Genomic DNA, 23,654 nt, shown 5'->3' on the forward strand with positions numbered 1-23,654 from the left:
GCGGAAGGAGAAAAGCATTATGTCCAAAGGGCATACCCTACAAGACCCTTACCTGAATCTTTTACGTAAAGAGCGGGTTCCCGTATCCATCTACCTGGTCAACGGTATCAAGTTGCAAGGTCAGATAGAGTCTTTTGATCAGTTTGTTGTATTGCTCAAAAACACCGTCAGTCAGATGGTGTACAAGCATGCGATTTCAACGGTGGTACCCGGGCGCGTGGTTCGCATGCCTATGCAAAACCCACCCGAGGATGACGGTGAGAGTTAAACCCTCGCTACACCGCAACACTCCATTTCGACGTTCCGTTGTTAAGAAGACTCTAGGCGAAGACCTTGCCAGGAGTCCTGGCGCTACGGGCGACGGGATAACGAAAACATATTGGAACCGCCTTGTTTTTTGACCGGCCGGATAGCGGCGAACGGGCCGTACTCGTCAATATCAGTCTGGACAATGACGGTGGCGGCATCGATCCCCGGGAGTTCGAGGCCCTGGTGATTTCTGCGGGGGGCGATCCCATCGCCTTGGTCACGGGTCATCGCAGCACGCCGAAGGCGCGCAGCTTCGTGGGCAGTGGGAAGCTTGAGGAGATCGAGGAGATTCTTCGCGCCGAAGACGCTTCCCTGGTTATCTTTAATCACAGTCTGAGTCCCAGTCAGGAGCGCAATCTTGAGGCGAGTCTGAAAGCCCGGGTGCTGGATCGCACGGGACTTATTCTGGACATCTTTGCCCAGCGGGCGCGTACCCACGAGGGCAAGCTGCAGGTGGAGCTCGCTCAGTTGCGGCACATGAGTACCCGTCTTGTTCGCGGATGGACGCACCTTGAGCGCCAGAAGGGCGGTATCGGCATGCGCGGTCCCGGGGAAACCCAGCTGGAGACGGACCGAAGGCTCCTGCGGGCGCGCATCAAGTCCATCAGTGCCCGCCTGGACCGTGTGCGACGTCAACGGGGCCAGGGGCGCAGGGCGCGTCAACGCGCGGAGTTGGCGACCGTAGCGCTGGTGGGCTATACCAATGCGGGTAAGTCGACCTTGTTTAACACTCTGACGGACGCAAAAGTGTATGCGGCAGATCAGTTGTTTGCGACGCTGGATCCCACGCTCCGGCGTTTGGAGGTCGATAACCTCGGTCCCCTGGTGATAGCGGATACCGTTGGATTTATCGCACGCCTGCCCCACGGTCTGGTGGAGGCCTTCAAGGCCACCTTGGAGGAGACCCGCGAGGCGGACCTTCTGCTCCACGTTGTGGATGCGGCCAGCGAAGATCGTGATGACAATCGCCACGAAGTGCAGGCAGTGCTCGAGGAGATCGGCGCCGAGGAGCGGCCGGTGCTGGAGATCTACAACAAGATCGATTTGCTGGAAATGCAGCCACGCATCGACCGTGATGACGAGGGGCGACCCTATCGCGTATGGATCAGTGCGGAAAAAAAACTGGGACTGGATCTGGTCATGCAGGCCCTGGCGGAGCGTCTCGGTGCCGATGTAATGGCCCAGGACGTTGAGCTTCGGCCGGATCAGGCAAAGCTGCGCGCAGCGCTCTATGCCCTGGGCGCCGTAGAGAACGAAGAATTTGGCGACGATGGCAGTGCTCACCTTCAGGTGCGCCTGCCGCGCTCGGACTGGGAACGATTGATATCCCGGGAAGGCGCTTAATCGCGGCAGCGGATTTCGGAGTCAACCTATAGTTGGAGCGAGATTTTGCTAGAATGCCGCGCTTCCTATTTTAAGGAGAAAGAGCATGGCCTGGAATGAACCGGGTGGCGGTAACAACTCACGCGACCCTTGGGGCGGTGGCAATCAGGGTCCGCCGGACCTTGATGAAGCGCTCAAAAAACTGCAGCAACGCTTTGGCGGCCTCTTTGGTGGTGGCAAAGGCGGTGGCGCCGGTGGAAGCGGTGGCGGGGGGGCCTCAGCCTCACTGTTTATTGTCCTGCTCTGTGGTGCCGCTCTGGTCTGGGCCCTCATGGGTCTGTATCAGATAGACGAGCAGGAGCGCGCCGTCGTCCTGCGTTTTGGTAAATACCATTCCACGGTCCGTCCGGGTCTCCACTGGAATCCCCCGGGTATCGACGAAGTCATTCGGGTCAATACCACCAAGGTTCGCGCGGCGAGCTTCCGGGAAATCATGCTCACCCAGGACGAGAACATCGTTGAGGTGCGTATGTCGGTGCAATACATCATCGATAACGTCCAAGACTTTGTACTGCAGGTGCGTCAGCCGGAGAATGCTCTCCAGCAGGCTGCCAAAAGTGCCCTTCGCCACGTGGTCGGTGGTATGACCATGGACCTGGTGCTCACCGAGGGAAGAACGCGCATCGCCACGGAAGTCGATGAGCGGCTGCAGAATTATCTGAACAACTACACCACGGGTATTCGTCTGTCGGCGGTTAACGTCGATGACTCGAAACCACCCTCACAGGTGCAGGCGGCTTTTGATGACGTGATCAAGGCGCGCGAGGACGAGGAGCGCGTGAAGAACGAAGCCCAGTCCTACGCAAACGGTATCGTGCCTGAAGCCCGCGGCCAGGCGCAGCGCCAGATCGAAGAGGCGAGCGCTTATCGCGAGCAGGTGATTGCCAATGCGGAAGGTGAAGCCGATCGCTTCAGCAACCTCCTGGCGGAGTATCGCAAGGCACCGGAAGTGACCCGGGAGCGCCTGTATCTCGATGCGGTGCAGAACGTGCTCAGCAACACCAGCAAGATCATGGTCGACGTCGAGGGGGGGAACAACGTGATGTACCTGCCTCTGGACAAGCTCAACGCGGGATCGAACGTCACGCGACGAAGTGCGCCCATGGACATCAACTCAAGCAATATTCGTGAGCTGACCGATGCGGTAACGGAGCAGTTGCGCCGTGATGCCGCTGCCCAGCAATCTCGACGGGGAGGACGTTGATATGACGGGACGTTCATTAACACTGTTAGTCGTCGCCACGCTGCTCTTGTTCGTAGCGAGCAATTCGCTCTACGTGATCAAGGAAACCGAGCGGGGCGTCCTTCTGAAGTTTGGTGAGGTGGTAAGTCCGAACCTCGAGCCGGGTCTTCATGTAAAAGTGCCCTTTGTGAATAATGTTCGCAAATTTGACGGTCGAATTCTCACGCTGGACTCTCAGCCCGAGCGATTCTTCACCCAGGAGCAAAAGGCACTGATCATCGACTCCTATGCCAAGTACCGCATCGCGGACACGTCGACGTTCTATAAAGCCACGAACGGCGAAGAGTCCCGTGCGTCGGGTCTCCTTGCCCAGCGGATCAATAACCGCCTGCGTAACCAGGTGGCGATTCGAACGATCCAGGAAGTGGTTTCCGGTGAGCGTGATCAGCTCATGGAGACGATTACCCGGGAGCTGGATATCGTGGCTCGCGAAGAGCTGGGTCTGGAAATCGTTGATGTCCGTGTGAAGCAGATTGATCTGCCGCCCGAGGTGTCCGAGTCGGTCTATCGACGCATGAACGCCGAGCGGGAGAAAGAGGCACGGGAGCGTCGGTCTCAGGGTCAGGAGCTTGCCGAGGGAATCCGTGCGGCGGCGGATCGCGAGGTGACGGTGATCAGTGCAAACGCTTATCGGGAAGCCCAGCAGATTCGGGGTCGAGGCGATGCCGAGGCCACGGCTATCTATGCGAATGCGTTTGGTGAGGATCCGGAGTTCTACTCCTTTACGCGAAGCCTGCGGGCCTACCAGGATTCTTTTCAGAGCAGTGGCGATATCATGCTGGTGCAGCCTGACAGTGAGTTTTTCCGCTACCTGAAGGACTCCAGCGGAGGCAATTAAAGCATCGGCTGCAACCGCAGCCCTGTGCTAAAATCCGTAAACCGTGGAGGATGATGCGCTAAGACAGCGTGTACCAATCCACGGTTTTTTCTTGGGGGAGTGTTTTGCAGGAATTTTGGCAGGTCTTTCCCGTTGCTGTGGCGCTCGTCTTCGTGATGGAGGGGCTGCTGCCCTTTATCAGTCCGGAACGCTGGCGTTCCATGATCGCCACCGTGGCCCAATTGGATGATGGTGCGATCAGGCGCTTTGGATTGGGTAGCATGCTCTTTGGCGTCGTGATGTTGTATCTGGTGCATTAATCGTGGAAAAGCAAAGCCCCATTCGGGCATGGCAACTGCCGGATGGCATCGACGAGCTTCTGCCCGAGGCGGCGGCGCAGGTCGAGGCCCTCCGCAGAACGCTTCTGGACTGTGCCTCACGCTGGGGTTACCGCCTGGTCACTCCGCCCATGGTGGAATTCACGGATTCGCTCTTGGTGGGCGTGGGTGAGGATCTCGATCTTCTTACCTTCAAGGTGCCCGATCAGGTGACGGGCCGGATGCTGGGCTTTCGTGCGGACATGACGCCCCAGGTGGCGCGTATGGATGCTCACAGCCTCCACGGTGATCAGGTGAATCGCCTGTGCTATGCCGGGTCTACCCTGCATACGCGCTCCGAATCCCTGGCGGCATCCCGCTCACCCCTGCAGCTTGGCGCGGAGCTTTACGGCGCCCGGGGGCTATCGGCGGATATAGAGGTTGTTGCCCTGATGTTGAGTATGCTCGATGTTGCGGGCGTGAAAATCAGTCAGACCCTGACCCTGGATCTGGGGCATGGCGATATTTTCAAGCACGTGCTCGCCGCCAGCGGCGCCGTGGAAGCGGGTATTGAGTCGGAAGTGTTTGATGCGCTGCAACGCAAGTCCCGTCCGGATCTGGAGCGCCTGCTGGCGCCGTTGCCAGAAGCATCGAGAGCCGGCCTGCTCTCCCTCATGGATATGCACGGAGACCTGACGGTGCTGGATCGTGCCGAGGCGGAGCTTGGCAGCGCGGTGCCCGAGATTCGCGACTCCCTAAGGGAACTCCGCGAGCTCTCGTCGGCGCTGCAGGCCCGTTACCCCGACGTGTCGCTGTACATCGACCTTGCCGAACTGCGTGGCTATCGCTACCACACGGGTGTGGTGTTTGCCGCCTACACGCAGGGTCTCGGGGAGGCTCTCGCTCGTGGGGGACGCTATGACAATGTGGGCGAGGTCTATGGTCGATCCCGTCCCGCCACGGGCTTTGCAACAGATTTAAAGTTGCTCGCAGCGCAGTTACAGCAGGAGAATACGCCCCAGGATGCGATTGCTGCGCCGGATAAGGAAGACCCGGCGCTGCAGGAGGCTGTAAAGAAACTCCGCAGTCAGGGAGAAACAGTCATCGTCGTGTTTGACGGTGAAACAGATACCCGCTGCTCGCGGGAGTTAATCAACATTGATGGACAGTGGCAGGCCACAACGCGGCAGGTGTCACTCGTTGGAGAGGGTAAATGAGCCGTAATGTGGTAGTGCTGGGCACTCAGTGGGGCGATGAGGGCAAGGGCAAGATAGTTGACCTGCTCACCGACCGGGCGGATGCCGTCGTTCGCTTTCAGGGTGGACACAACGCCGGTCACACCCTGGTTTGTGATGGCGAGAAAACCGTGCTCCATTTGATTCCCTCGGGCATTCTCCGGGACAGCGTGATTTGCTGTATCGGAAACGGCGTGGTCCTCGCCCCCGATGCCTTACTCAAGGAAATCATTGAGCTTGAGGAGCGACAGGTGCCCGTGCGCGAGCGCCTGAGACTTTCTCCCGCATGTCCGCTGATTTTGCCGTATCACGTGGCCCTGGATAAGGCCCGGGAGATACGCCGCGGGGCGGACAAGATTGGCACCACGGGGCGGGGTATTGGTCCTGCCTACGAGGACAAAGCTGCGCGACGGGGCCTGCGTCTGGGCGATCTTGCGGATCCGGTGCGTTTCGAGCGCAAGCTGCGGGATGTCATGGAATATCACAACTTCCAGCTGGTGAATTACTACAAAGTAGATCCCGTGGATGTGGAAGAAGTTCTCCAGTCCAGCCTCAGCATGGGAGAGCAGCTGCTCCCCATGATGAGCGACGTGACCGCGATGCTGCATCAGTTCCGCGCCGAGTCGCGGAGTATTCTCTTCGAGGGCGCTCAGGGTTCCCTGCTGGACATTGATCACGGCACCTATCCCTTCGTCACCAGCTCCAACACCACCGCCGGTGGCACAGCCACGGGATCGGGTTTTGGTCCTCTATATCTGGATTACGTGCTGGGCATCACCAAGGCTTACACCACGCGCGTGGGTTCAGGCCCGTTTCCCACGGAATTGTTTGACGCCACCGGTGAGCACCTGGCTACCCGAGGCCACGAGTTCGGAGCGACCACGGGGCGCGCCCGTCGCTGCGGATGGTTTGATGCGGTTGCCCTGCGCAACGCCGTCAACATCAACTCCGTCAGCGGACTCTGCCTGACAAAACTGGATGTTCTCGACGGTCTCGAGTCCATTCAGATTTGCATTGGCTACACCAACGAAGCAGGGGACGCGGTACTCAATCCCATGGACTCGGAAGACTATGAGGGACTGATTCCCGTGTATGAAACCGTGCCCGGCTGGAGTGAGTCCACCGTGGGCGCCAAATCTCTTGACGAATTGCCGAAGGCGGCACGCGATTACATCTCCACCATCGAGACCGTGGTCGGTGCGCCCATCGATATTATCTCCACGGGTCCTGACCGCGTTGAGACCATCATCCTTCACGACCCTTTCAGCTAGCGTTCCCAAAAGCCGGGCATCCCTTTGCCATCAGTCGGGCATCAGTCGGGCATCGGTCGTGCCTCAGGCGCTCAGTGGTATCGCTGCCGATAGTCACTGTAGCTTAGTCCCGTCCAGCGCCGGAAGGCGCGATAAAAGCTGTTCACCTCGAGATAACCCAGTTCGTCCGCGAGGCATTTGCCGGGGAGCCATCGCTCTCTCAAGCGGGCTTCGCAGCGGTACTGGCGAGCCCGGTCAAGGAGAAACTGATAACTGGTGTGGTCGTTGCGCAATCGTCGCCGCAGGGTGGTGCAGCTGATACCCAGGGTCTCGGCCACGCTCTCGGCCCGTACTCGGGATAAGTCTCCGTCCAGCAAAATCCGCAGCACTTTATCCGTCGTCCGCGAGAGCGGTAGATAGCGACTTTTCTTTTCGGTGTCGTCTCTTAAGTGGGGGTTACCAGCTTCCCGCCGGGCGTGCAATGACGGGCGATCACCGTAAGCTTCCCGGGCCTCTCCCGGGGAGTACCCCTCTGCAGCCAATGACGGCTTCGTAGCGGCTGGCGTTGCCTCGTAGCGGGCAAAGCGCTCCCATTCCCCCGGCGGCTCGTGGCTCCCGGGCCATTGCCCCTCGACTATTTCCGGGCGCTGGCGCGTGGGGGGAGCGCTCCGGGGAATAGCTCGGGACACGCCGGGAAAGGTCTCCGCCGCGAAGGTGCTTACTGATGGTGAAACCGGGTTGTCAGCAGCCCGTGCAACGGGGGTAGTGGTGGAGAGAGTGCCCCGGGTTTTAACGGATAGCCGGGTATGGTCTGAAAATGAAGAAAACGGGATCATCGATGCCTCCTTGCTCGATTGGTTGGTTTCCCCTGTGCCCTGAAACTGGCGAATCCAGCAATTGCAGCAATTGCCGCGAGGTCCAGCCAGTGACGGCGATGGGCGACGGGGACTCGATGTCGTCCTTGACCTCGAGCTGTGCCTTGCACGTTAAAAGCTTAGCAGAGCATCGCCAGATGAAAAGCGGATTTTCCGGGGGTTGGTCAGATTTGATCGACTGCGCCTCCGTGAAGACTTCTGCGCAAACCCCTATCCCAGGGCAAACTCCGGAGGCAGCGGGCAATCCATAACGGCTGCAACAGCGATCACGAGTTCGCGCTCCACGGGACAGACTTCGCCGTCGTCCGCCGCTGCGAGGGCCATAGCCTTGAGGATGCGTGGCTTCAGGAGGGGATAGCAATCGGCCAGGGTGTGCACACCGCGGCTGAACTCCGCCACGCTGCACTCTTCCAGGGGTGCCAGGGTGAGACCCGAAAGCCCCAGTTCTTCACAGGCAAGGGCAAAGGCCCGGGCGCTATCCCCCTCGCCTTGATGAGCAAGCACGGACAGAACCTGGCGCAGGGGTGCCCGGACTTTGGCGATGTGCCGGTAGCGCGGACGGCTGTTTTCGACCCGAAGAAACTCCGGGTCGAGATAGTGCCTGAGAAGCTGAAAAAGGCACCACTCAAAGAGATCAATGCGGCCATCACTCTGGATCACGGAGAGCAGCGTGGTTTTAAACTCGCGGTACTGGGGCGTTGACAGGCTTTTGAGTGCCGGCATGGCGGTGGCCATCAGAGGGAAACGCTGTCCCGGGTGCAGGCCACGAACCTGGGGCAGGAGATCCGTGACCAGTTCCAGCTGTCCCCGCGCCCCTTTGCTGCGCAACACCGCCAGTGCCGCTTCCAGGGGCTGCGACTCCCGCTGTGCCGTGACCAGGGTCAGGGCCATGGCGGTAGCGCCCAGGGGCTCCAGAACGCTGTCGTGAAGCGTCTGGGGCAAGGCATCGGCATCGCTCTCATCCCTGATCCTCGAATCGGCGACATCCTCGTCCGTGCTAAAGGTAGCATCGCTTGATGCCTGATCCCTGGTTCCTTCGCTGTCCGCAAGACCTGCGCTCGCCATTGCCGCTGCCACGAGCGCCGCTCTACCGACCCCCGTCTGCACATCATTCTCGGACAAGGGCTCCGTGCCGTAGCGAACTTCTGCGCGCTGGAGATATTGACCGTCCCAGTCCTTGTCCAGGCGACGGATGCGCTGCTCCAGAGGCGGGTGGGTCGCGAAGCCCTCCCAGAGGCGATGACGCACTTCACCAAAAAAGATATGTGACATTTCCGGCGCACGTGCGCTGTGGACCAGGGAGCCGGGAACAAAGCCACCGATTACCTTCAGGGCATCGGCAATGCCGCTGTTATCGCGGGTGAACTGCACGGCGCTGGCATCGGCAAGGTATTCCTTCTGGCGACTGATGGCCGCTTTGATAAACCCCGCGGCGAGGGAGCCCAGCCAGCCGATGACCATCAGGCCCAGGCCTACTATGGGCAGCGCCGCACTGCTCTCACTCCGGCGGTTGCTGCGGCCCACGCCGTAGGCCCCCATGCGCAGCAAAAAATGCCCCACGTCGCCAATAAAGGTAATTCCTTTAAGAAGGGAGGCGAGGCGGATGCCCAGACGCATATCGCCATTCAGGATGTGGCTGAATTCGTGGGCCACAACGCCCTGGAGCTCATTACGGTTTAACTGCAGTGCGGCGCCCCGCGTGACGGCGACCACGGCATCTGCCGGGTTAACGCCAGCGGCGAAGGCGTTGATACCCCGTTCGTCCGGGAGCACGTAGAGGGCGGGCACGGGCATATTGGCCGCGAGGGAGAGCTCCTCAACGATGTTCAGGCAGCGTTTTTCGTAGGGGTCGGCACTTTGGCGAAGCACTCTGCGTCCGCCCAGGCTCTCGGCTACTGCCTTGCCTCCTGACGCGAGCTGAAGCCAGCGCACGAGGGACACAAAACCCACGGTAGACAGAACGGCAAGGCCGATGACGCCGAAGCGCTCCCAGGAGAAGAGGGCGAGATAGCCCTCCCAGCCGCTGCCACCGGCGTAGATGTTGTAGTCGCGACCCACCCAGAGAAAAGCCGTGACCAGGGCATTAACGAGGATGACGATCAGCGCCAATGCCAGGCCAAAGAGGACTACGAGATAACGTGTGTTACGCCGGGCGCGATCCTGCTGCGTAAAAAAGTCCACGATGGGGCCTTAGGAGCCCTGCATCAGAAGCTGACTTTGGGCGCCGCCTGAATCTGTACCGAATCGTCAAACTCCAGAAGCTCTGCATCGGAGGGATGACCGAAGGTCGCCGCCAGGAGCACCGGCGGAAAACTCTGGCGGTAGGTATTGAATGCCATGATGGCGTCATTGAAACCCTGGCGGGCAAAGGCCACCCGGTTCTCCGTGCTCGTGAGCTCTTCCGACAGCTGCTGCATGTTCTCACTGGCTTTGAGGTCCGGGTAGGCCTCCATGGTGATGTTCAGTTTTCCCAGAGCTCCCTGAAGATTGTTCTCTGCCCCCGCAAGGCTCGCCATGGAGGCGCCGCTATTCCCGTCTCCCAGGGCCTTGAGGACGGCGGCGGCTTCGTTGCGGGCACTGACCACCGCGTCGAGAGTCTCCCGCTCGTGGGCCATGTAGGCGCGGGCGGTTTCCACCAGGTTGGGTATCAGGTCATAGCGTCGTTTGAGCTGCACCTCGATCTGCGCAAACGCGTTTTCATGGCGATTTTTGAGACTGACCAGGGTGTTGTAAATGTTGATGACATAAATCACCAGACCCAGTAGCACCAGCCAGAACACGATTGTTGAGATTTCCATGAACCTACTCCTTTGCCGAAGGCATACCCCTGCGGTGAAAGCTTACCCTATGCGATGGCCCTAAGTGTGACGGGAACCCCGTTGATCGCTGCATTGCCCGACAGTTCATCCAGATAGGCCGCATCGGTCACATCGTTGCAGGACACCCCTGCGTGACTACTGGCGGTGGTCATACGGATACCCTTGCGGTTGTGGCCAAATCCATGGGGCAGGCTGACGACGCCGGGCATCACCTCGTCGGAGGCGAGGAGGGTCACCGTGACTTCGCCGCTGCGGGATTGCAGGAGGGCCTGGTCACCATCCCTGAGGTCATGGGCACTGAGGTCCTCCGGGTGGACCATGAGTTGATCTCGGGGCTTGCCTTTCACCAGACGATGATAGTTGTGCATCCAGGAGTTGTTGGAGCGCACGTGCCTGCGTCCGATGAGTAGCAGGCCCTCGGCACGCTGCTCCCCAAAATTGTCCGCGAGACGCTGGATATCCGCCAGGGCCTCGGGCGTTGCACAGTGAATCTGGCGGTCGGCGGTCATGAGGCGCTCGGGCAGCATAGACTGCAGTTCCCCGAGATCGATGCCCGAGGGGTTGGCCTTGAGCTTGTCCAGACTCAGATCAAAGGCGCTGTCTTTGCCGTAGGGGCCAAACTGCAGGCCCACGTCGATCATATCGTGGGGCGCTACCCGCTCCTTGGGCTCCTCGCCCAGGGCTCTTGCCACGCGCTCGCCCAGGGCCGTGAAAATTTCCCAGTCGTGAAGCTTGTCTTCCGCAGGCTCAAACACCGGCGGGTTATAGCGCGTGGTGTTGCGCATGGCGTTGATATGAAAAGCAATATCGTAGTGGTCGTGCTCCAGGGGCGAGGTGGGCGGCAGAATGATATCGGCGTGTCGGGTGGTCTCGTTGATGTAGGGATCCAGTGAGACCATGAATTCAAGCTGTTCCAGAGCGTCATCCAGAGCCCGGCCGTTTGGGGTGGATAGCACGGGGTTTCCTGCTCCGGTGAACATGACGCGGATCTGGCCCTCGCCGGGGGTGGTGATTTCTTCCGCCATGGCAGCGGCAGGCAGCTCCCGGTCGAACTCCGGGAGATCGCGTACCCGACTGCGGTGCCGGTCAAAGCCACCGGGGCCCGTGCGGGGTACCTGATCCACCGCCGGAAGGGTGAACATGCTGCCCCCGGGTCTATCGAGATTTCCCGTAGCGATATTGATGATCTGTATGAGCCATTGGCAAAGGCCACCGAAAATCTGTGTGGAGACGCCCATGCGTCCGTAGCAGATTGCCGCATCAGCCGCGGCAAACTCCCTTGCGATGCGGCGAATAGTCGGCGCATCGATGCCGCAGTGCTCTGCCGCATGCTCGGGCGTGAAGGGCGCCACGGCGCTGGCGACTTCATCCAAACCCGTGGTGAATTCTTTGAGCCTGCCGGGGTTTGTGAGTCCCTCTTCAAACAGGGTGTTGAGTAAGGCCGCTAAAAACAGCGCATCACTACCCGGGACAATGGAAAAGTGTTCACTGGCCAGCTCTGCGGTTTCCGTGCGCCGGGGATCCACCACCAGGAGTTTGCCACCCCGGGCCTTGAGATCCTTGATGCGCTGCTTGACGTCGGGCACGGTCCAGATGCTGCCGTTGCTCGCCAGGGGGTTCGCGCCGAGCATCAGGAAAAAATCGCTGCGATCGATATCGGGGATAGGGAACAGGGATTTGTGTCCGAATAACCACAGGGATGTGAGGTGGTGAGGCAGTTGATCTACCGAGGTGGCGGAAAAGCGGTTTCTGGATCGCAGCCATCGAAAGAGATAGTTCTGATGGGTCAGCATGCCGTAGTTGTGTACCGAGGGGTTGCCCAGGTACACACCGATGGAATCAACGCCGTGTTCTTTATAGCTCTTCACCAGGGCCTCTGCCGTGGCATCCAGTGCTTCCTCCCAGCTGATCTCCTGCCAGCTGTGGGAGCCATCGTCGTTGTTTATCCGTCGCACGGGGTAGCGCAGTCGATCGGGGTCCTCGTGAATGTCTTTCAACGCCACGGCTTTCGGGCAGATATGTCCCCGACTCAGGGGGTCGTCGGGGTCACCCTTGATCGAGAGTATCTCCTCACCGCGGGTTTCGATCTTGAGGCCGCAGATGGCTTCGCAGAGATGGCAGGCACGATAGTGGGTTTGGGTCATGGGCGGTGTCCGATAGTGGGTTGGTGATGGTGCTTTGCGATAGGCAATTCTTAAGGAGAACGACCTGTGCGTCTACCCCGGGGACAGTTCGGGAAAATCAGCGACGCTCGCCCCAGCGCTCAGCTTGCTACACTGCAGCACTGCCGATGAGGAGATTCCCCCGGGGATCTTCCCCACAAGCGACTCATGGAGATGTCATGGACAAGAACTGGAACCGCTACAGCGCGACGGAGTATTACGACGAGCTGATCACCCCCAAGGGCACCCCCCGACAGGTGGCCCGGCCGGCGGTGAAGCTGTTGAAAGAACTGCCCACGGACGATCTGGCGGCGCGGCGCACCGCTGCTGAGGTGGCGATCCGTGAAATGGGTGTTTCCTTCACGGTTTACAGCGAGGCGGGAAACATCGACCGCGCCTGGCCCTTTGACCTTATTCCGCGGGTTATCACCGCCCGGGAGTGGGATAAGGTGCGCCGGGGGCTGGAGCAGCGCAGCCGCGCCCTCAATATGTTTATCCATGATGTGTATAACAAACAGAAGATCTTTGCCGATGGCATCGTGCCACCGGAGACGGTCCTGGAATCCACCAACTTCAAGGAACAGTGCCTGGGCGCCTCGCCGCGCTTTGGGGTGTGGGCCAATATCTGCGGTTCAGATCTGGTGCGTGACAGCGACGGGCATTTCTACGTGCTCGAGGACAATTTGCGTGTGCCCTCCGGCGTCTCCTACATGGTGGAGAACCGCGAGATCACCAAGCGGGTGCTGCCGGAAATTTTTGAAAACTACAGTATCCGTCCCGTTGATGATTATCCCTCTCAGCTCTACCGCATGCTGGCTGCACTGTCGCCGCGGGATCGCAAACGGCCGGTGATCGTCGTGCTCACCCCGGGTATCTACAACTCCGCGTACTTCGAACACGCGTTTTTGGCGCAGGGCATGGGCGCAGAGTTGGTCGAGGGCGCTGATCTGTTTGTGGGAGACGATGACTGCGTCTATATGCGGACCGTTGATGGCCCCGTGCAGGTGGATGTTATCTACCGACGTATTGACGAGGATTTTATGGACCCCGAAGCCTTTCGGGAGGACTCGGCCCTGGGTGTGCCGGGGCTTATGCGCTCCTGGCTGAACGGCAAAGTCGGCATCGCAAACGCCCCGGGTTCGGGCGTCGCCGATGACAAGGTGGTGTATGCCTTTGTGCCGGACATGATTCGCTATTACCTGAAGGAAAAACCCCTGATTCGCAGCGTGCCCACCTACCTCTGCATGCGCGAGAAGGACCGGGAGTACGTCCTCAATAACCTTGAGAAGCTGGTGGTGAAGCCAGCGAACGAGTCCGGGGGCTATGGGATTATGGTCGGGCCCCACGCGGATAAGGCGACGCATCGCAAGTTTGCCAAACTCATTGAAAAGAATCCCCGAAATTACATCGCACAGCCCACCCTGTCCCTGTCCACGGCGCCCACCTACATCGGTGACGAGATCAAACCCCGGCACCTGGACTTGCGGCCGTTTATTTTGCAGAGCAGGGATACCTGGGTGACTTCCGGCGGACTCACCCGTGTCGCTATGGTCGAGGGTTCCCTGGTGGTGAACTCCTCCCAGGGAGGCGGCAGCAAAGACACCTGGATCGTGGAGGGTCGGCTATGATTATGCTGTCGAGAGTTGCGGAGCGGGTCTACTGGATGGCGCGCTACATCGAACGCGCCGAAGACACGGCACGCCTTGTTGCGGCCTACAACCACCTCGTGATGGATATTCCCAAGGGTTCTCAGCCGGGCTGGGAGATTCTTGTGCGCATCCTGGATGCTGATCCTGTATTCGATGAGTGGTTCAACGTACGCAACGAGCAGAACGTCCTGCGTCTGCTTATTGGAGAAGCCGACGCTACCTGCAGCATTCCCTATGCGGTGCACGCGGCCCGTGAAAACGTGCGTACGACCCGGGATGTGATTCCCGACGAGGTGTGGGAGCTGGTTAATGAGCTGTATCTCTACACCGCCGACGCCGCAGAACATTCCGTGGGGCGAAGAAATCGTCAGCAGTACCTTGAGCAGGTGATTCAGCGCTGCCAGGTCATCAATGGTGTGCTGCGCAGCACCCTCTGCCGCGATCACAGCTACCGCTTTATCATGCTTGGCCAGCTTCTGGAGCGCGCGGACATGACGACGCGCATCATCGACGTGGGCGCCTCGGACTTTCTTGAGCGGGAGGGTGCCACACAGGGTATTGAACACCTGCTCTGGGGTACCCTGCTGAAGTCCATGTCGGCCCTGGGCGCCTACCGCCGCATGATCGGTCCCCAGGTGGAGAAGAACGCCGCCGTGGACTTTGTCTTTATGGAGGAGACTTTTCCTCGCTCAGTGCGCTTCTGCGTGCGAGGCATTCAGGATGAGCTAACACCCCTGAGCAACAACAAAGCAAGCCTTCGCGTAGTAGAGCGAATGCGGCGCAAGCTGCGTGGTTTTGAGTCCACAAGCATGGATCAGAGCGCCCTCCACGCTTACATCGATGAGCTGCAGCTCATTATCGGCGATCTTCATCAGGCGGTTTATGAGAGCTGGTTTCACAGTGGAGAAGGATGAGACGTTTTGCCTGTGACTGCGGTAGCCCCGTCTACTTTGAAAACGACTTCTGTATCAATTGCCAATCGGCCCTGGGTTACGATCCCAGCCGCGCTGACCTGATCACCCTCGCCGATTGGGGCGAGGGTATTTTCCGTGACTTTCTGGGCAACGCTTTCCGCTATTGCTCCAATGGGGAGTTGTTCGGGGTCTGCAACTGGTTGCGACCGGCAGATTCCCCCAGTCAGTTTTGTACGGCCTGCCAGTTCAATCGCACGGTGCCCGATCAATCCCGACCGGAAAACCAGGAGCGCTGGCTGGTCCTAGAGCGGGGTAAAAAGCGCCTTTTTTACACCCTGGCGCAGTTGAAGCTGCCCATGCTCAACGGTTGGGCAGATCCCCAGCGCGGGTTGTTACTGGACTTTATCGAGGATGGGCGGACCTCGGACAAGTATCCCGAGACTTTTGTGTCCACAGGTTATCTCGGCGGCGTCATCACTATTAACGCCCTCGAGGCTGACGACGTAGCCCGGGTCACCGTGCAGGATGAGCTGGGTGAGAGCTACCGTACGGTGCTGGGGCACCTGCGCCATGAATCCGGCCACTACTATTGGTCGCTCCTGAATCCGGAGGGCCGGCTTCTTGCGGAGTTTCGTCAGGTATTTGGCGATGAGCGCCTGAGCTATCAGGCTGCTCTCGATTCCCACTATAAGAACGGCCCGCCCCCCGGCTGGCGGGAGCGGTTTATCAGTTCCTATGCCAGTGCTCATCCCAGTGAAGACTGGGCAGAGTGTTGGGGACACTATCTGCATATCTACGATGCCCTGGACACCGCCTGGGCGCACCAGCTCCTGGCCCGTCAGCCGGGGTTTATGTCCATGTCGGAGCGCCTGCGCGCCTGGTCAAAGGTCAGCCTCATGCTTAACGAGCTCAACCGCAGTGTCGGACGCGGGGATGCCTATCCCTTCGTAATCAACGAGATGGTAGCTGAGAAGCTGGAGCTTATTGATCTGGCGATGGATCGGCTTCGAACACTGCGCTGAGAGACGGGAGGTTGTCGAAGGCGAGGCGGATATTGTCGTCCCAGCTCTGGCGAAGGTCTGACAGGTAGGGATGACCTTCTTCCAGAATGCAGTATTCATCATGGGGCTGAAGACTGTCCTTGCGGTAAAACAGGCACTCCAGGGGTGGCCCGACCGTTGCGTTGGAGCGCATGGTGGAGTCCACGGACACCAGCGCACAGCGCATCGCTGTTTCCACCGGCGTATCACTGCGAATGATCCTGTCCAGAATGGGCTTGCCGTACTTGGTCTCACCAATCTGAAGATAGGGGTAAAGGTCTGATGCCGTGATGTGATTTCCCTCGGGGTAAATCATATACAGCTCCGGCGCATGCCCCTTGATCTGCCCGCCCAGAATAAATGTGGCGCTGGCATTGAATCCGGCGTTAGGTCCGCCTTTCTTGGCGTACTTCTGCTGTTCCTTAAGGCTGATTTCACCGATGTAGTCCGCGACATCGCTCACATAGCGGGCATTGAATATATTGAGCTCCGTGTCTTCTTCAAGATCACGCTGAATCTGCGCGATGACGGCCTGACTCGTGGCCAGATTGCCCGCCGTAAGGATCACCATGGAGCGCTCGTAGGGCACGGAGAAACGGTGCATTTTGCTGTACTTGCTGACGCGATCCGGGCCGGCGTTGGTCCGTGAATCGGAGCAAAACACCAGTCCTTCCTCCAGCGTGATGGCGAGGCAATAGGTCATGTAGTTAGGTCTATGGAATCCTGCTGACTGAGCGAGGGAATATAACAAATATTGCGCGGCTGGCACCCTTGACGAAATGCGTTAAGCTCTGCTCGGATTCTTCCGGGGAGGAAAAATGGCGACAACCCTGCAGCCGCCTGCGCTGTGCCTGGGCGCTCTGTTGACTCTTGCGCCGATCACCGCCGGGACGCAGGAGTTGGTCCCCCGGGCGTTTTGGCCGAGCCCTGTGGGCACAAATGTCCTGTCCTTGAGTTACCAGCACAGCCGCGGCGATATCATCGTTGATCAATCCCTGCCCGTCACGGGCGTCGATTCAAGCATTGACTACTTCCAGTTGAGCTACCAGCGGACCCTCGACATTGTCGGACGAACGGCGAATTTTTCTCTGATCCAGTTCGCCTCCGACGGTAACACCTCGGCGACGGTCGAGGACGAGCCTGTTACGCGACGCACCGTCGGGATCGGCGACACCACCGTAAGGCTGGCAATTAATCTTCTGGGTGCACCCGCCATGGATCGAGAGGGTTTTGCGGCCCTTCGGGTGGATCCCAAGCCTATCGTGGGTGCGAGTCTCAGCGTGACAGCTCCCACGGGTGTCTATGACAGCGACCGCATTATCAACATTGGTGCTAACCGCTGGTCCGTAAAGCCGGGCGTGGGCGTTATCTATCCCCTGACGCCCTCCTGGCTTCTCGAGGGCGAGTTGTCCGTAGCATTTTTTGAGGATAACGATAATTTTGTGGGCGAAATCCGGGAGCAGGAACCCGTAGCCAACGCCCAGTTCCACCTCATCAAACGCTTTTCACGAGGCTTCTGGGTGGCATTGGATGCCAATTATTATGTGGGCGGCCGTACCCGTGTGGGAGGTTCGAAGAATCAGGATCTGCAGCGAAACTCCCGTTTCGGGGCGACCTTCGTCTATCCCCTGGCGCCGGGTAATGCACTGCGGTTCGGCGCCTCCACGGGCACCGTCACGGAAACCGGCGGTGACTACGACTTGTTTTCTCTATCCTGGATTCACGCTTTCTAGGGCGTTTTAAACTCTATCTCCAGGGGCTTAAGGTTTACCAGGTATAGCCAAGTCGGAAACGATAGGTCTGGTCTAGCTCTTCCGTGCCCTCAACAGCGCCGCTGTTGTAATCCAATACGACTTCCGTGGCGCCCTGAATTTGCCCGAGGAGAGGAAAGGCAAGCCCCACGGTGGTGTTGAGAATCAGATTGTTTCTGTCGGCGAGATTTTTGACGCCTTTGTGGTCTACATACAAGCGCGAGGCCTCTCCAAAATACTGGCTTTCGGAGCGCACGCTCCAGGTCAGACCCACGTAACTGCGATCGGCGGCGGCGCCGAAGTCTTCGTTAACCTGGGAAAGACCGGTTTCCAGCTCCAGTACAAACGGTGTGCCCACCAACAGGCTTCGTCCGAGATAGGGCCCGAAAGCCGTGCGCAGATCGAGATCTGCAAAGCGGTCTTCCTCTGCGGAGGCCGAGATCCCCCAATAATAATCGCCCGTTTGAAAGCGGTCGTATTTCCCCGTCACCATCCAGTTCTCCGCATTGCGCTCTTTGTTGGCCTCGCGAACCTCGCCCTCCAGCTTCAGGGTGTAGCGATCCTTGAGTCCACTCCATCGGGTATCCACGCGGTAATCCAGTTCATCAAGAATGGTGTTGCCCCGCTGGAGTGAAAAGGCCGAGCTCGCCAGCCCCGTATGACGATAACCTCTCCCCAGTTCCCAGGGTTCCGGATTGATGCGCAGAAGCTCATCCAGGGCATAGCTTGTTTTGCCCTGGGTGGTGAGACTCAAGGTTCTGTTGTCCACCACCAGGTTGTCCGTGGCGAGCACAGCCCCATCTTTCATTTGCAGGGTGACATTAGAGACCACATCCATGGCAACGATGTTGCTCTTTTCGATGGTTAACATCCCGGCAAAATCGGTGTCGATCATCACCTTGCCGTTGTCCGCATCGTGGAAGCTGCCGATAATGACCGATCCGTTAACCAGCTCGATGCGGTCAACGTTCGCCTGGGCAAGGCCGCTGGATAGAAAAAGAAGAATGAAAATTGCGCAGCGGGCGCTGCGCCGGATAGAACCGATGAGTGGAAGCATGGCGATGTGAGGACGAGACCCTGATTCAGCGTGAAAGCGCGAATTTTAGGGTCTCATCCGTTCCCAGGCCAGAGGCTTCTACCGTTTAAACCACGGTATGACGTAGCCTGCAGTCGCTACTGGCGGCTCATGATTTTGCGGATATCGCTGTCATCGCCCGTGAGCTGCCAGTGAACCAGAGAAATCGGCACGCTGCCCGCATCTCGAAGTTCTTCAAAAAACACGGACAAGGGATACTCTTTGCCTGCGGCCTCCATCTGCTGCGTGCGTTTTGCGAGAAGCCGCTCCAGCAGATACTTGCCGGTGACATAACTCGTGCCGTAGCCCGGTTGGCGCAAATAGAGATGCTGCTCGAACTTGAGGAGCTCCGGTTCATTGCTCATCCATCTCCGGGGCGTCCACTCCACGTGCACCGTGCCGGCTTCCGCCATGGTCATTTCGTTAGCATGGGCCTTCAGAGAGCCCAGGCCCCGTGCAGCACGCTGGGCGAGCATGATCCACACAAGTTCCCGGGAACGGGGACTGTCCTCGTAAAGTCCCGCATGCATAAACATTTCTTCAACCCCGGTGGCCGTGCCTTCGTTGCGGCTGTCAAAGATGTTGTAGAGCACCGGTCCACGGCGGATGGGGCTGGGATGCGGGTACTCCTGAATCTCCGCCAGATCAAACCAGTGGTAAAAATGCGAGAGGAGGGGGCGCGGGTCGTAATGGGTGTCGATGGTAAAAAAGTTGCGTACATCCTCCGGCTCGTAGTCCCCGAGGTGAGCAACGAGTTCCTCGGCCATGTAGTCACGCATGGGAAGTACTTCTTCTTCGGCAAACCAGCGGAGCATCTGCTCTGAGGTGCGCTTTACCAGTGCGTCGTAGGCCTCGGGGCTGTCGACGGCTTCCTGCGGAGGCAAATGGCGGTTACGGTGCTCTTCGAGCTTCAGCGAGGACCACGCGCGGTCGAGCTCGCGCTCCAGGAGCATCGTTTCTTCCTTGAAGTCGATGGGCAGGTAATGCACCTGCGACTGATACCAGCTGTATTCCTCCCTGCCGATGCCCGAGGGGCCGGTTTTACCGGGGGCCTGTGCCTCAAGCCAGGTAAGCAGTTCGCTGGTGGCGGCGCTGGCTTCAGTCAGCGCTGCATCAAGATCCTGGCTGATGTCCTCGCCGACCTTTGTCCGGATGTCATTGATCATCTTGCCCTGATCTTCAATGTTACGAATGCCGGCCACCCACAGATCCCGGGCGTTGCCCGTGAGATTGCCCCGGGCTTGCTTCATGAGGGGCGGTATGACCTTTAACTCACGGATCATGCGGTCTTCTTCTTTCCCGCTCAGGGGGAACTCATAGGTCCACAATTCGAGAATCGCGTGATGGGTAGGGCCCTCGTGGGCCGGTACATCGCTGCGGTAGGCCCATATCGTCTGGTAAAAAGCCGGATCCCGAACCCAGGGCTTCAGTACCCGGTGATTGAAGTCAAAGCCGTTCATCTCTGCGCGAAGCACATGCCAATCTACTTGCTGCTCGATGGGCCAGTCGCTGGTATCCAGGTCGTTAAGGCGGTTCTGCAGCGCCGGCAATTCTGCATGGGCTTTGGCGAAACGTTTGGCGGTGTAGTCCGGCGCCCCGTTGAGCAGGGGGGGCTTTTCAAAGGCCCGCCAGTCCCCAAAGAGATCCACCAACTCTTCATAGCTGCTGGCGGCGGCAATGGAGCTTGTCAGTGCGAGGCAAAGGCTCAGAATGCCGCTGAATGCGTTTATGCAGGCAGAGGTCCGGGACTTCGGTCGAGCGCAGGGAGTGTGCCGTGCCGGCTGTTTCGTGAGAATAGAAGTACGCATAGCGGTTTACCCGATCAATTCATTATCTGGTGCGCTGCTCTTGCAATTTTGGCCCTGAGAAAAGCGCCAGGGTGCAGAGGAGTCAAACACGCTGGTGATACGCGATGGTAATGCACTACTGTACCGAGTGCACTTTCTGCGGCATCAGAGGGGCCTTGCTTTGCCAATCGGCCATGGGTGCGACCACTTCATCCCAGAGCAGGCTTTCTATCTCGGTATAGGGCACAGGGTCCGCAGACAGTATGAGCACAAGGCGCAGGCCGTCGCTGAAATACGGGTCTTTTGCCAGATTAAGGGCGGGTTGTTCTTTGCTCGCCGCCCGGGAGCCCGCCGCGAATCCAAAGCCCTGAACCAATCCGTCAGCCAGGAGACTGTGCAATAGGTACTCCCGCGCAAGATCTACCTCGGGGTCGATAATGTGTGTGGTAAAGCTCGCCGATTCGCTGGTAATTTTGATGCCGATATCCCGGCTTATCTGACCCACCCATACCGGCGTATTGTGATGGGTGAAAGGTGCCAGCCATAGGCGCATATGGTTGCGTTGGGCGATGTTGTTTCGCGCGCGTTGGAGGGCGAAATCCTGCTTCCGCCCGAAGAGGAAGAGGTCGCTCACCGGGGCAACGGGATAGCTGTTGCCCTGCAGGGTGGCGCCGGCAAGATGTAGGACGCTTTTGAGCGTGATGCGATGGGTGAAGGACCAGCCGGCGCGGGAGAGGGAATTCAGCACGTCCCCGGCCTTGGCGATGATCACCACGTTAACGGGGTCTCCGTCGCCGGTGCCTTCCTTATTACTGGCGCAACAGGGAAGCGTGGTGATGCGCTCACGGAGTTCTTCACGACTGAGATCCGGCAACGCTTTGCCGACATAGGTTTTTTCAGGGTCCAGCTTCTCGTAGTCAAAGATGCCATCGGGAAGAGGAATCGCAAAGCCAAAGCGGAACTCGAACTGATCGGCGACGGGCGGTGTGCCGTCATCATTAATCGCTGCGGTCTTTTGTCGCTGCAGTTCCGCGAGGTCCTGTACGAGGCGAACATCCACATAGCGACCACCATTGGCCCTGGGCACGAAAACAAAGCCTTCGTGAACAGAGTCCGACCCAAGGGACAGCCGCATGGACGCATCGCGGATACCTTGCCTTGCCCGGTCCCGGTCCTCCTCTCGTATCGCGCCACTGGTGACCAGGGTGACCTCGTCCGGCGAATAAATATCGGGATCCAGCACGTTGGGAATGAACCAGAGGTGGCTGGGAGTTGCGTTGGTGACGCGCATCCAGATCGCCTGAATGTCGTTATCACCGAGGGGGAGTCCGAAATGTTCCTCCGCCTCCTTGTCCGTGAGGATGGCAACGGAAACCTCCACATCGTTGACCGCCTTGGTCTTGACGTTCGCCAGTGCCTCGGGGATGGCGAGGGAACTGGGTTGGTAGGGGCCCCGGATTGCGCAGGCACACAGCACCGCCGACACGAGTACAAGGAGGGTACTGCGCCAAAATGTGGCATGAGAGAGAAAATGAATCATGATGCTTTCTACTGTAGCGCAGCCATCTCCATAGCAACCAGCGGAGAGCGCCAAGAAGAGCGGTACAACCGGAAATTTGCGAGAATCCAATTATGACTGCTGCCCATGACCGAGACCGTATCGACCCGCGCTATGATCCGGTTACGGGTTCCGTGGTGGCGACATTCTTCCGTTACGCCGTGCCGTCGGTGCTGGGTATGCTTGCGGTCACCTCCGCGGGCATCATTGACGGCATCTTCATCGGCAACTTTGTGGGCGCAAAAGCCCTGGCGGCGGTGAATCTTGCGCAACCGACCTGGGCGGCCTTCACGGCCATTGTTTTTACCCTGGCGGTGGGCGGATCTGTGATCTGCGGACGTTTCCTCGGCCAGCAAGACATTCTCGCCGCGTCTTCGATTTTTACCCGCACTCTTCTCGCCTCGGTCGGTGCGGGCATCATCACCGCCGGCGCCGACCTGTTGTTTCTGGAGGATCTTGTGCGTCTGCTGGGCGCAACCCCGGAAGTGCAGCCTCTTGTGACAGCCTATATGCGCGTGGTGCTCATCTTTGCACCGGTTTTTGTCGCGGGTCTGACCATGGATTACTTTGTGCGCGTCAATGGGCGCCCGGTGCTCGCCGCGTCGGGGCTCGTGGCCTTTGCGGCGACTAATATTGCGCTCAATACCCTGTTTATTGTTTATCTCGATTGGGGCATTGTCGGGGCCGCCTGGGCTTCGGCACTGGCCGAATTCGCCTTTTTTTTCATTCTCCTGTCGCACTGGTTTCACCCCCGATGCTCTCTCAGGCTGACCCTGGTCCGTGGTCAATGGGGCGACCTTTGGAGCGCTGTATGGAATGGTTTTTCCGAGTTCATCAACGAGCTGTCCGTGGGTCTGGTGGTGCTCTTTTTCAACTGGGTGATGATCAGTCGACAGGGCGTGGAAGGTGTAGCCGCCTACACCATCGTCACTTATCTGATGATGATTGGTCTGGAAGTGAGTTACGGCATCTCCGAGTCTCTGCAGCCCATGATCAGCCGTAATCTCGGCGCGGGGAATCCCCGGCGGATTCGTCAGTTCATGCTAACCGCGGTCGCCGCGGCGTTTTCCGTGGGTTTGTTGGTGTCCGTGCTATTGCTGGCGTTACCGGAATCCATGATCAGTTTGTTCCTCGGGCCACAGGAGCAGGCCACAGCGGTTATTGCTCTGGTGTTCATCGGCTACTTCTGGCCGACCTTTCTGCTCAACGGCACCAACATCACTCTGGCGAGTTACTTCACAGCCCTCCACCGCCCCCTGCCTTCAGCGGTGATTGCCCTGAGTCGTAGCCTCGTTTTGCCGTGTATCGGCCTGTTGCTATTGCCACGGTTCTGGGGTGATGCCGGCGTCTACCTCGCAATTCCCCTGGCGGAGTTGTTCACCTTTATTCTTGCGATTGTTCTGGTGCTGCGGTTGAAGTCCACCCCGGAGGGCAGTAGAGATACAAACACAGACACCAAGCTTTAAGGGC

Annotated in this window: 20 protein-coding genes; 12 read left to right on the forward strand and 8 right to left on the reverse strand. The window is 58.9% G+C overall.

All coding sequences use genetic code 11. The features are described from left to right. Positions 1-19: 19 nt before the first annotated feature. The 7 genes from hfq (at position 20) to KT71_RS04050 (ending at position 6,575) form a co-directional block, all read left to right on the forward strand. Positions 20-268, forward strand: a complete 249-nt coding sequence (hfq, locus tag KT71_RS04020; protein WP_008292735.1) for an RNA chaperone Hfq — start codon at positions 20-22, stop codon at positions 266-268. Positions 269-390: 122 nt separating this feature from the next. Next, a complete protein-coding gene (hflX, locus tag KT71_RS04025; RefSeq protein ID WP_008292734.1) occupies positions 391-1,653 on the forward strand; it encodes a ribosome rescue GTPase HflX in 1,263 nt (420 codons plus the stop codon). Between the two features lie 85 nt (positions 1,654-1,738). Beyond that, positions 1,739-2,896 carry an FtsH protease activity modulator HflK gene (gene hflK, locus KT71_RS04030; RefSeq protein WP_008292733.1) on the forward strand — a complete coding sequence of 386 codons (1,158 nt, stop codon included), beginning with the start codon at positions 1,739-1,741 and terminating at the stop codon, positions 2,894-2,896. Between the two features lies 1 nt (position 2,897). Continuing rightward, entirely contained in the window at positions 2,898-3,773 is an 876-nt protein-coding gene (gene hflC, locus KT71_RS04035) for a protease modulator HflC (RefSeq protein WP_040362769.1), read from the forward strand. A 104-nt stretch (positions 3,774-3,877) separates the two neighbouring features. Next, entirely contained in the window at positions 3,878-4,072 is a 195-nt protein-coding gene (locus tag KT71_RS04040; protein WP_008292731.1) for a DUF2065 domain-containing protein, read from the forward strand. A 2-nt stretch (positions 4,073-4,074) separates the two neighbouring features. After that, positions 4,075-5,286: an ATP phosphoribosyltransferase regulatory subunit gene (locus KT71_RS04045; protein ID WP_008292730.1), complete on the forward strand. Its 1,212-nt coding sequence runs from the start codon at positions 4,075-4,077 to the stop codon at positions 5,284-5,286. Next, a complete protein-coding gene (locus KT71_RS04050) occupies positions 5,283-6,575 on the forward strand; it encodes an adenylosuccinate synthase (protein ID WP_008292729.1) in 1,293 nt (430 codons plus the stop codon). Before KT71_RS04045 ends, KT71_RS04050 begins: the two co-directional genes overlap by 4 nt. Positions 6,576-6,646: 71 nt before the next feature. Here the strand turns inward: KT71_RS04050 and KT71_RS20855 are convergent, their stop codons facing one another. The 4 genes from KT71_RS20855 to KT71_RS04070 all read right to left on the reverse strand — a co-directional run bounded on the left by KT71_RS20855 (position 6,647) and on the right by KT71_RS04070 (position 12,392). Beyond that, the gene (locus KT71_RS20855) at positions 6,647-7,390 is read right to left on the reverse strand and encodes a helix-turn-helix domain-containing protein (protein ID WP_023659937.1); all 744 of its coding nucleotides are present in this window, start codon (positions 7,388-7,390) and stop codon (positions 6,647-6,649) included. 249 nt (positions 7,391-7,639) lie between these two features. After that, positions 7,640-9,610, reverse strand: a complete 1,971-nt coding sequence (locus tag KT71_RS04060; RefSeq protein ID WP_008292727.1) for a M48 family metallopeptidase — start codon at positions 9,608-9,610, stop codon at positions 7,640-7,642. A gap of 23 nt (positions 9,611-9,633) precedes the next feature. After that, positions 9,634-10,227, reverse strand: coding sequence for a LemA family protein (locus KT71_RS04065; RefSeq protein WP_008292726.1), 594 nt, complete (start codon positions 10,225-10,227; stop codon positions 9,634-9,636). A gap of 47 nt (positions 10,228-10,274) precedes the next feature. Then, entirely contained in the window at positions 10,275-12,392 is a 2,118-nt protein-coding gene (locus tag KT71_RS04070; protein ID WP_008292725.1) for a molybdopterin-dependent oxidoreductase, read from the reverse strand. A gap of 197 nt (positions 12,393-12,589) precedes the next feature. Between KT71_RS04070 and KT71_RS04075 the strand changes: the two genes are divergently transcribed. Genes KT71_RS04075 through KT71_RS04085 form a run of 3 tightly spaced genes read left to right on the forward strand, consistent with a single transcriptional unit; the run spans position 12,590 to position 15,995 of the window. Continuing rightward, entirely contained in the window at positions 12,590-14,038 is a 1,449-nt protein-coding gene (locus tag KT71_RS04075) for a circularly permuted type 2 ATP-grasp protein (RefSeq protein ID WP_008292724.1), read from the forward strand. Further along, positions 14,035-14,973 (forward strand): alpha-E domain-containing protein, encoded by a 939-nt coding sequence (locus tag KT71_RS04080; protein WP_008292723.1) that lies wholly within the window; start codon positions 14,035-14,037, stop codon positions 14,971-14,973. The genes KT71_RS04075 and KT71_RS04080 overlap by 4 nt, the downstream gene beginning before the upstream one ends. After that, on the forward strand, positions 14,970-15,995 hold the full coding sequence (locus KT71_RS04085) for a zinc-binding metallopeptidase family protein (RefSeq protein ID WP_008292722.1): 1,026 nt from the start codon (positions 14,970-14,972) through the stop codon (positions 15,993-15,995). The genes KT71_RS04080 and KT71_RS04085 overlap by 4 nt, the downstream gene beginning before the upstream one ends. Here KT71_RS04085 and KT71_RS04090 read toward each other — a convergent pair. After that, complete coding sequence (locus KT71_RS04090; protein WP_008292721.1) at positions 15,955-16,716, reverse strand: proteasome-type protease; 762 nt, start codon at positions 16,714-16,716, stop codon at positions 15,955-15,957. The two genes, KT71_RS04085 and KT71_RS04090, sit on opposite strands and share 41 nt — an antisense overlap. Before the next feature lie 115 nt (positions 16,717-16,831). On the opposite strand from KT71_RS04090, the gene KT71_RS04095 reads away from it, so the two are divergent. Then, a complete protein-coding gene (locus KT71_RS04095) occupies positions 16,832-17,746 on the forward strand; it encodes a transporter (RefSeq protein ID WP_008292720.1) in 915 nt (304 codons plus the stop codon). Positions 17,747-17,780: 34 nt separating this feature from the next. On the opposite strand, the gene KT71_RS04100 is transcribed toward KT71_RS04095, so the two are convergent. From KT71_RS04100 to KT71_RS04110, 3 genes are all read right to left on the reverse strand, one after another. Beyond that, positions 17,781-18,821: a DUF481 domain-containing protein gene (locus tag KT71_RS04100; RefSeq protein ID WP_008292719.1), complete on the reverse strand. Its 1,041-nt coding sequence runs from the start codon at positions 18,819-18,821 to the stop codon at positions 17,781-17,783. A gap of 116 nt (positions 18,822-18,937) precedes the next feature. After that, complete coding sequence (locus tag KT71_RS04105) at positions 18,938-20,647, reverse strand: DUF885 domain-containing protein (protein ID WP_008292718.1); 1,710 nt, start codon at positions 20,645-20,647, stop codon at positions 18,938-18,940. 115 nt (positions 20,648-20,762) lie between these two features. Next, the gene (locus KT71_RS04110) at positions 20,763-22,166 is read right to left on the reverse strand and encodes an LssY C-terminal domain-containing protein (protein ID WP_008292717.1); all 1,404 of its coding nucleotides are present in this window, start codon (positions 22,164-22,166) and stop codon (positions 20,763-20,765) included. A gap of 92 nt (positions 22,167-22,258) precedes the next feature. Between KT71_RS04110 and KT71_RS04115 the strand changes: the two genes are divergently transcribed. Next, complete coding sequence (locus KT71_RS04115) at positions 22,259-23,650, forward strand: MATE family efflux transporter (protein WP_008292716.1); 1,392 nt, start codon at positions 22,259-22,261, stop codon at positions 23,648-23,650. Positions 23,651-23,654: the final 4 nt, after the last annotated feature.

Source organism: Congregibacter litoralis KT71 (assembly GCF_000153125.2).
Taxonomy (GTDB): Bacteria; Pseudomonadota; Gammaproteobacteria; order Pseudomonadales; family Halieaceae; genus Congregibacter; species Congregibacter litoralis.

Coding starts and splice junctions, on each gene's coding strand:
- KT71_RS04080 (WP_008292723.1), top strand. CDS start 14,035: ATGATTATGCTGTCGAGAGTTGCGGAGCGGGTCTACTGGATGGCGCGC.
- KT71_RS04085 (WP_008292722.1), top strand. CDS start 14,970: ATGAGACGTTTTGCCTGTGACTGCGGTAGCCCCGTCTACTTTGAAAAC.
- KT71_RS04095 (WP_008292720.1), top strand. CDS start 16,832: ATGGCGACAACCCTGCAGCCGCCTGCGCTGTGCCTGGGCGCTCTGTTG.
- KT71_RS04115 (WP_008292716.1), top strand. CDS start 22,259: ATGACTGCTGCCCATGACCGAGACCGTATCGACCCGCGCTATGATCCG.
- KT71_RS20855 (WP_023659937.1), bottom strand. CDS start 7,390: ATGATCCCGTTTTCTTCATTTTCAGACCATACCCGGCTATCCGTTAAA.
- KT71_RS04100 (WP_008292719.1), bottom strand. CDS start 18,821: ATGCTTCCACTCATCGGTTCTATCCGGCGCAGCGCCCGCTGCGCAATT.
- hflK (WP_008292733.1), top strand. CDS start 1,739: ATGGCCTGGAATGAACCGGGTGGCGGTAACAACTCACGCGACCCTTGG.
- hfq (WP_008292735.1), top strand. CDS start 20: ATGTCCAAAGGGCATACCCTACAAGACCCTTACCTGAATCTTTTACGT.
- KT71_RS04090 (WP_008292721.1), bottom strand. CDS start 16,716: ATGACCTATTGCCTCGCCATCACGCTGGAGGAAGGACTGGTGTTTTGC.
- KT71_RS04110 (WP_008292717.1), bottom strand. CDS start 22,166: ATGATTCATTTTCTCTCTCATGCCACATTTTGGCGCAGTACCCTCCTT.
- KT71_RS04070 (WP_008292725.1), bottom strand. CDS start 12,392: ATGACCCAAACCCACTATCGTGCCTGCCATCTCTGCGAAGCCATCTGC.
- KT71_RS04065 (WP_008292726.1), bottom strand. CDS start 10,227: ATGGAAATCTCAACAATCGTGTTCTGGCTGGTGCTACTGGGTCTGGTG.
- KT71_RS04105 (WP_008292718.1), bottom strand. CDS start 20,647: ATGCGTACTTCTATTCTCACGAAACAGCCGGCACGGCACACTCCCTGC.
- hflC (WP_040362769.1), top strand. CDS start 2,898: ATGACGGGACGTTCATTAACACTGTTAGTCGTCGCCACGCTGCTCTTG.
- KT71_RS04050 (WP_008292729.1), top strand. CDS start 5,283: ATGAGCCGTAATGTGGTAGTGCTGGGCACTCAGTGGGGCGATGAGGGC.
- KT71_RS04075 (WP_008292724.1), top strand. CDS start 12,590: ATGGACAAGAACTGGAACCGCTACAGCGCGACGGAGTATTACGACGAG.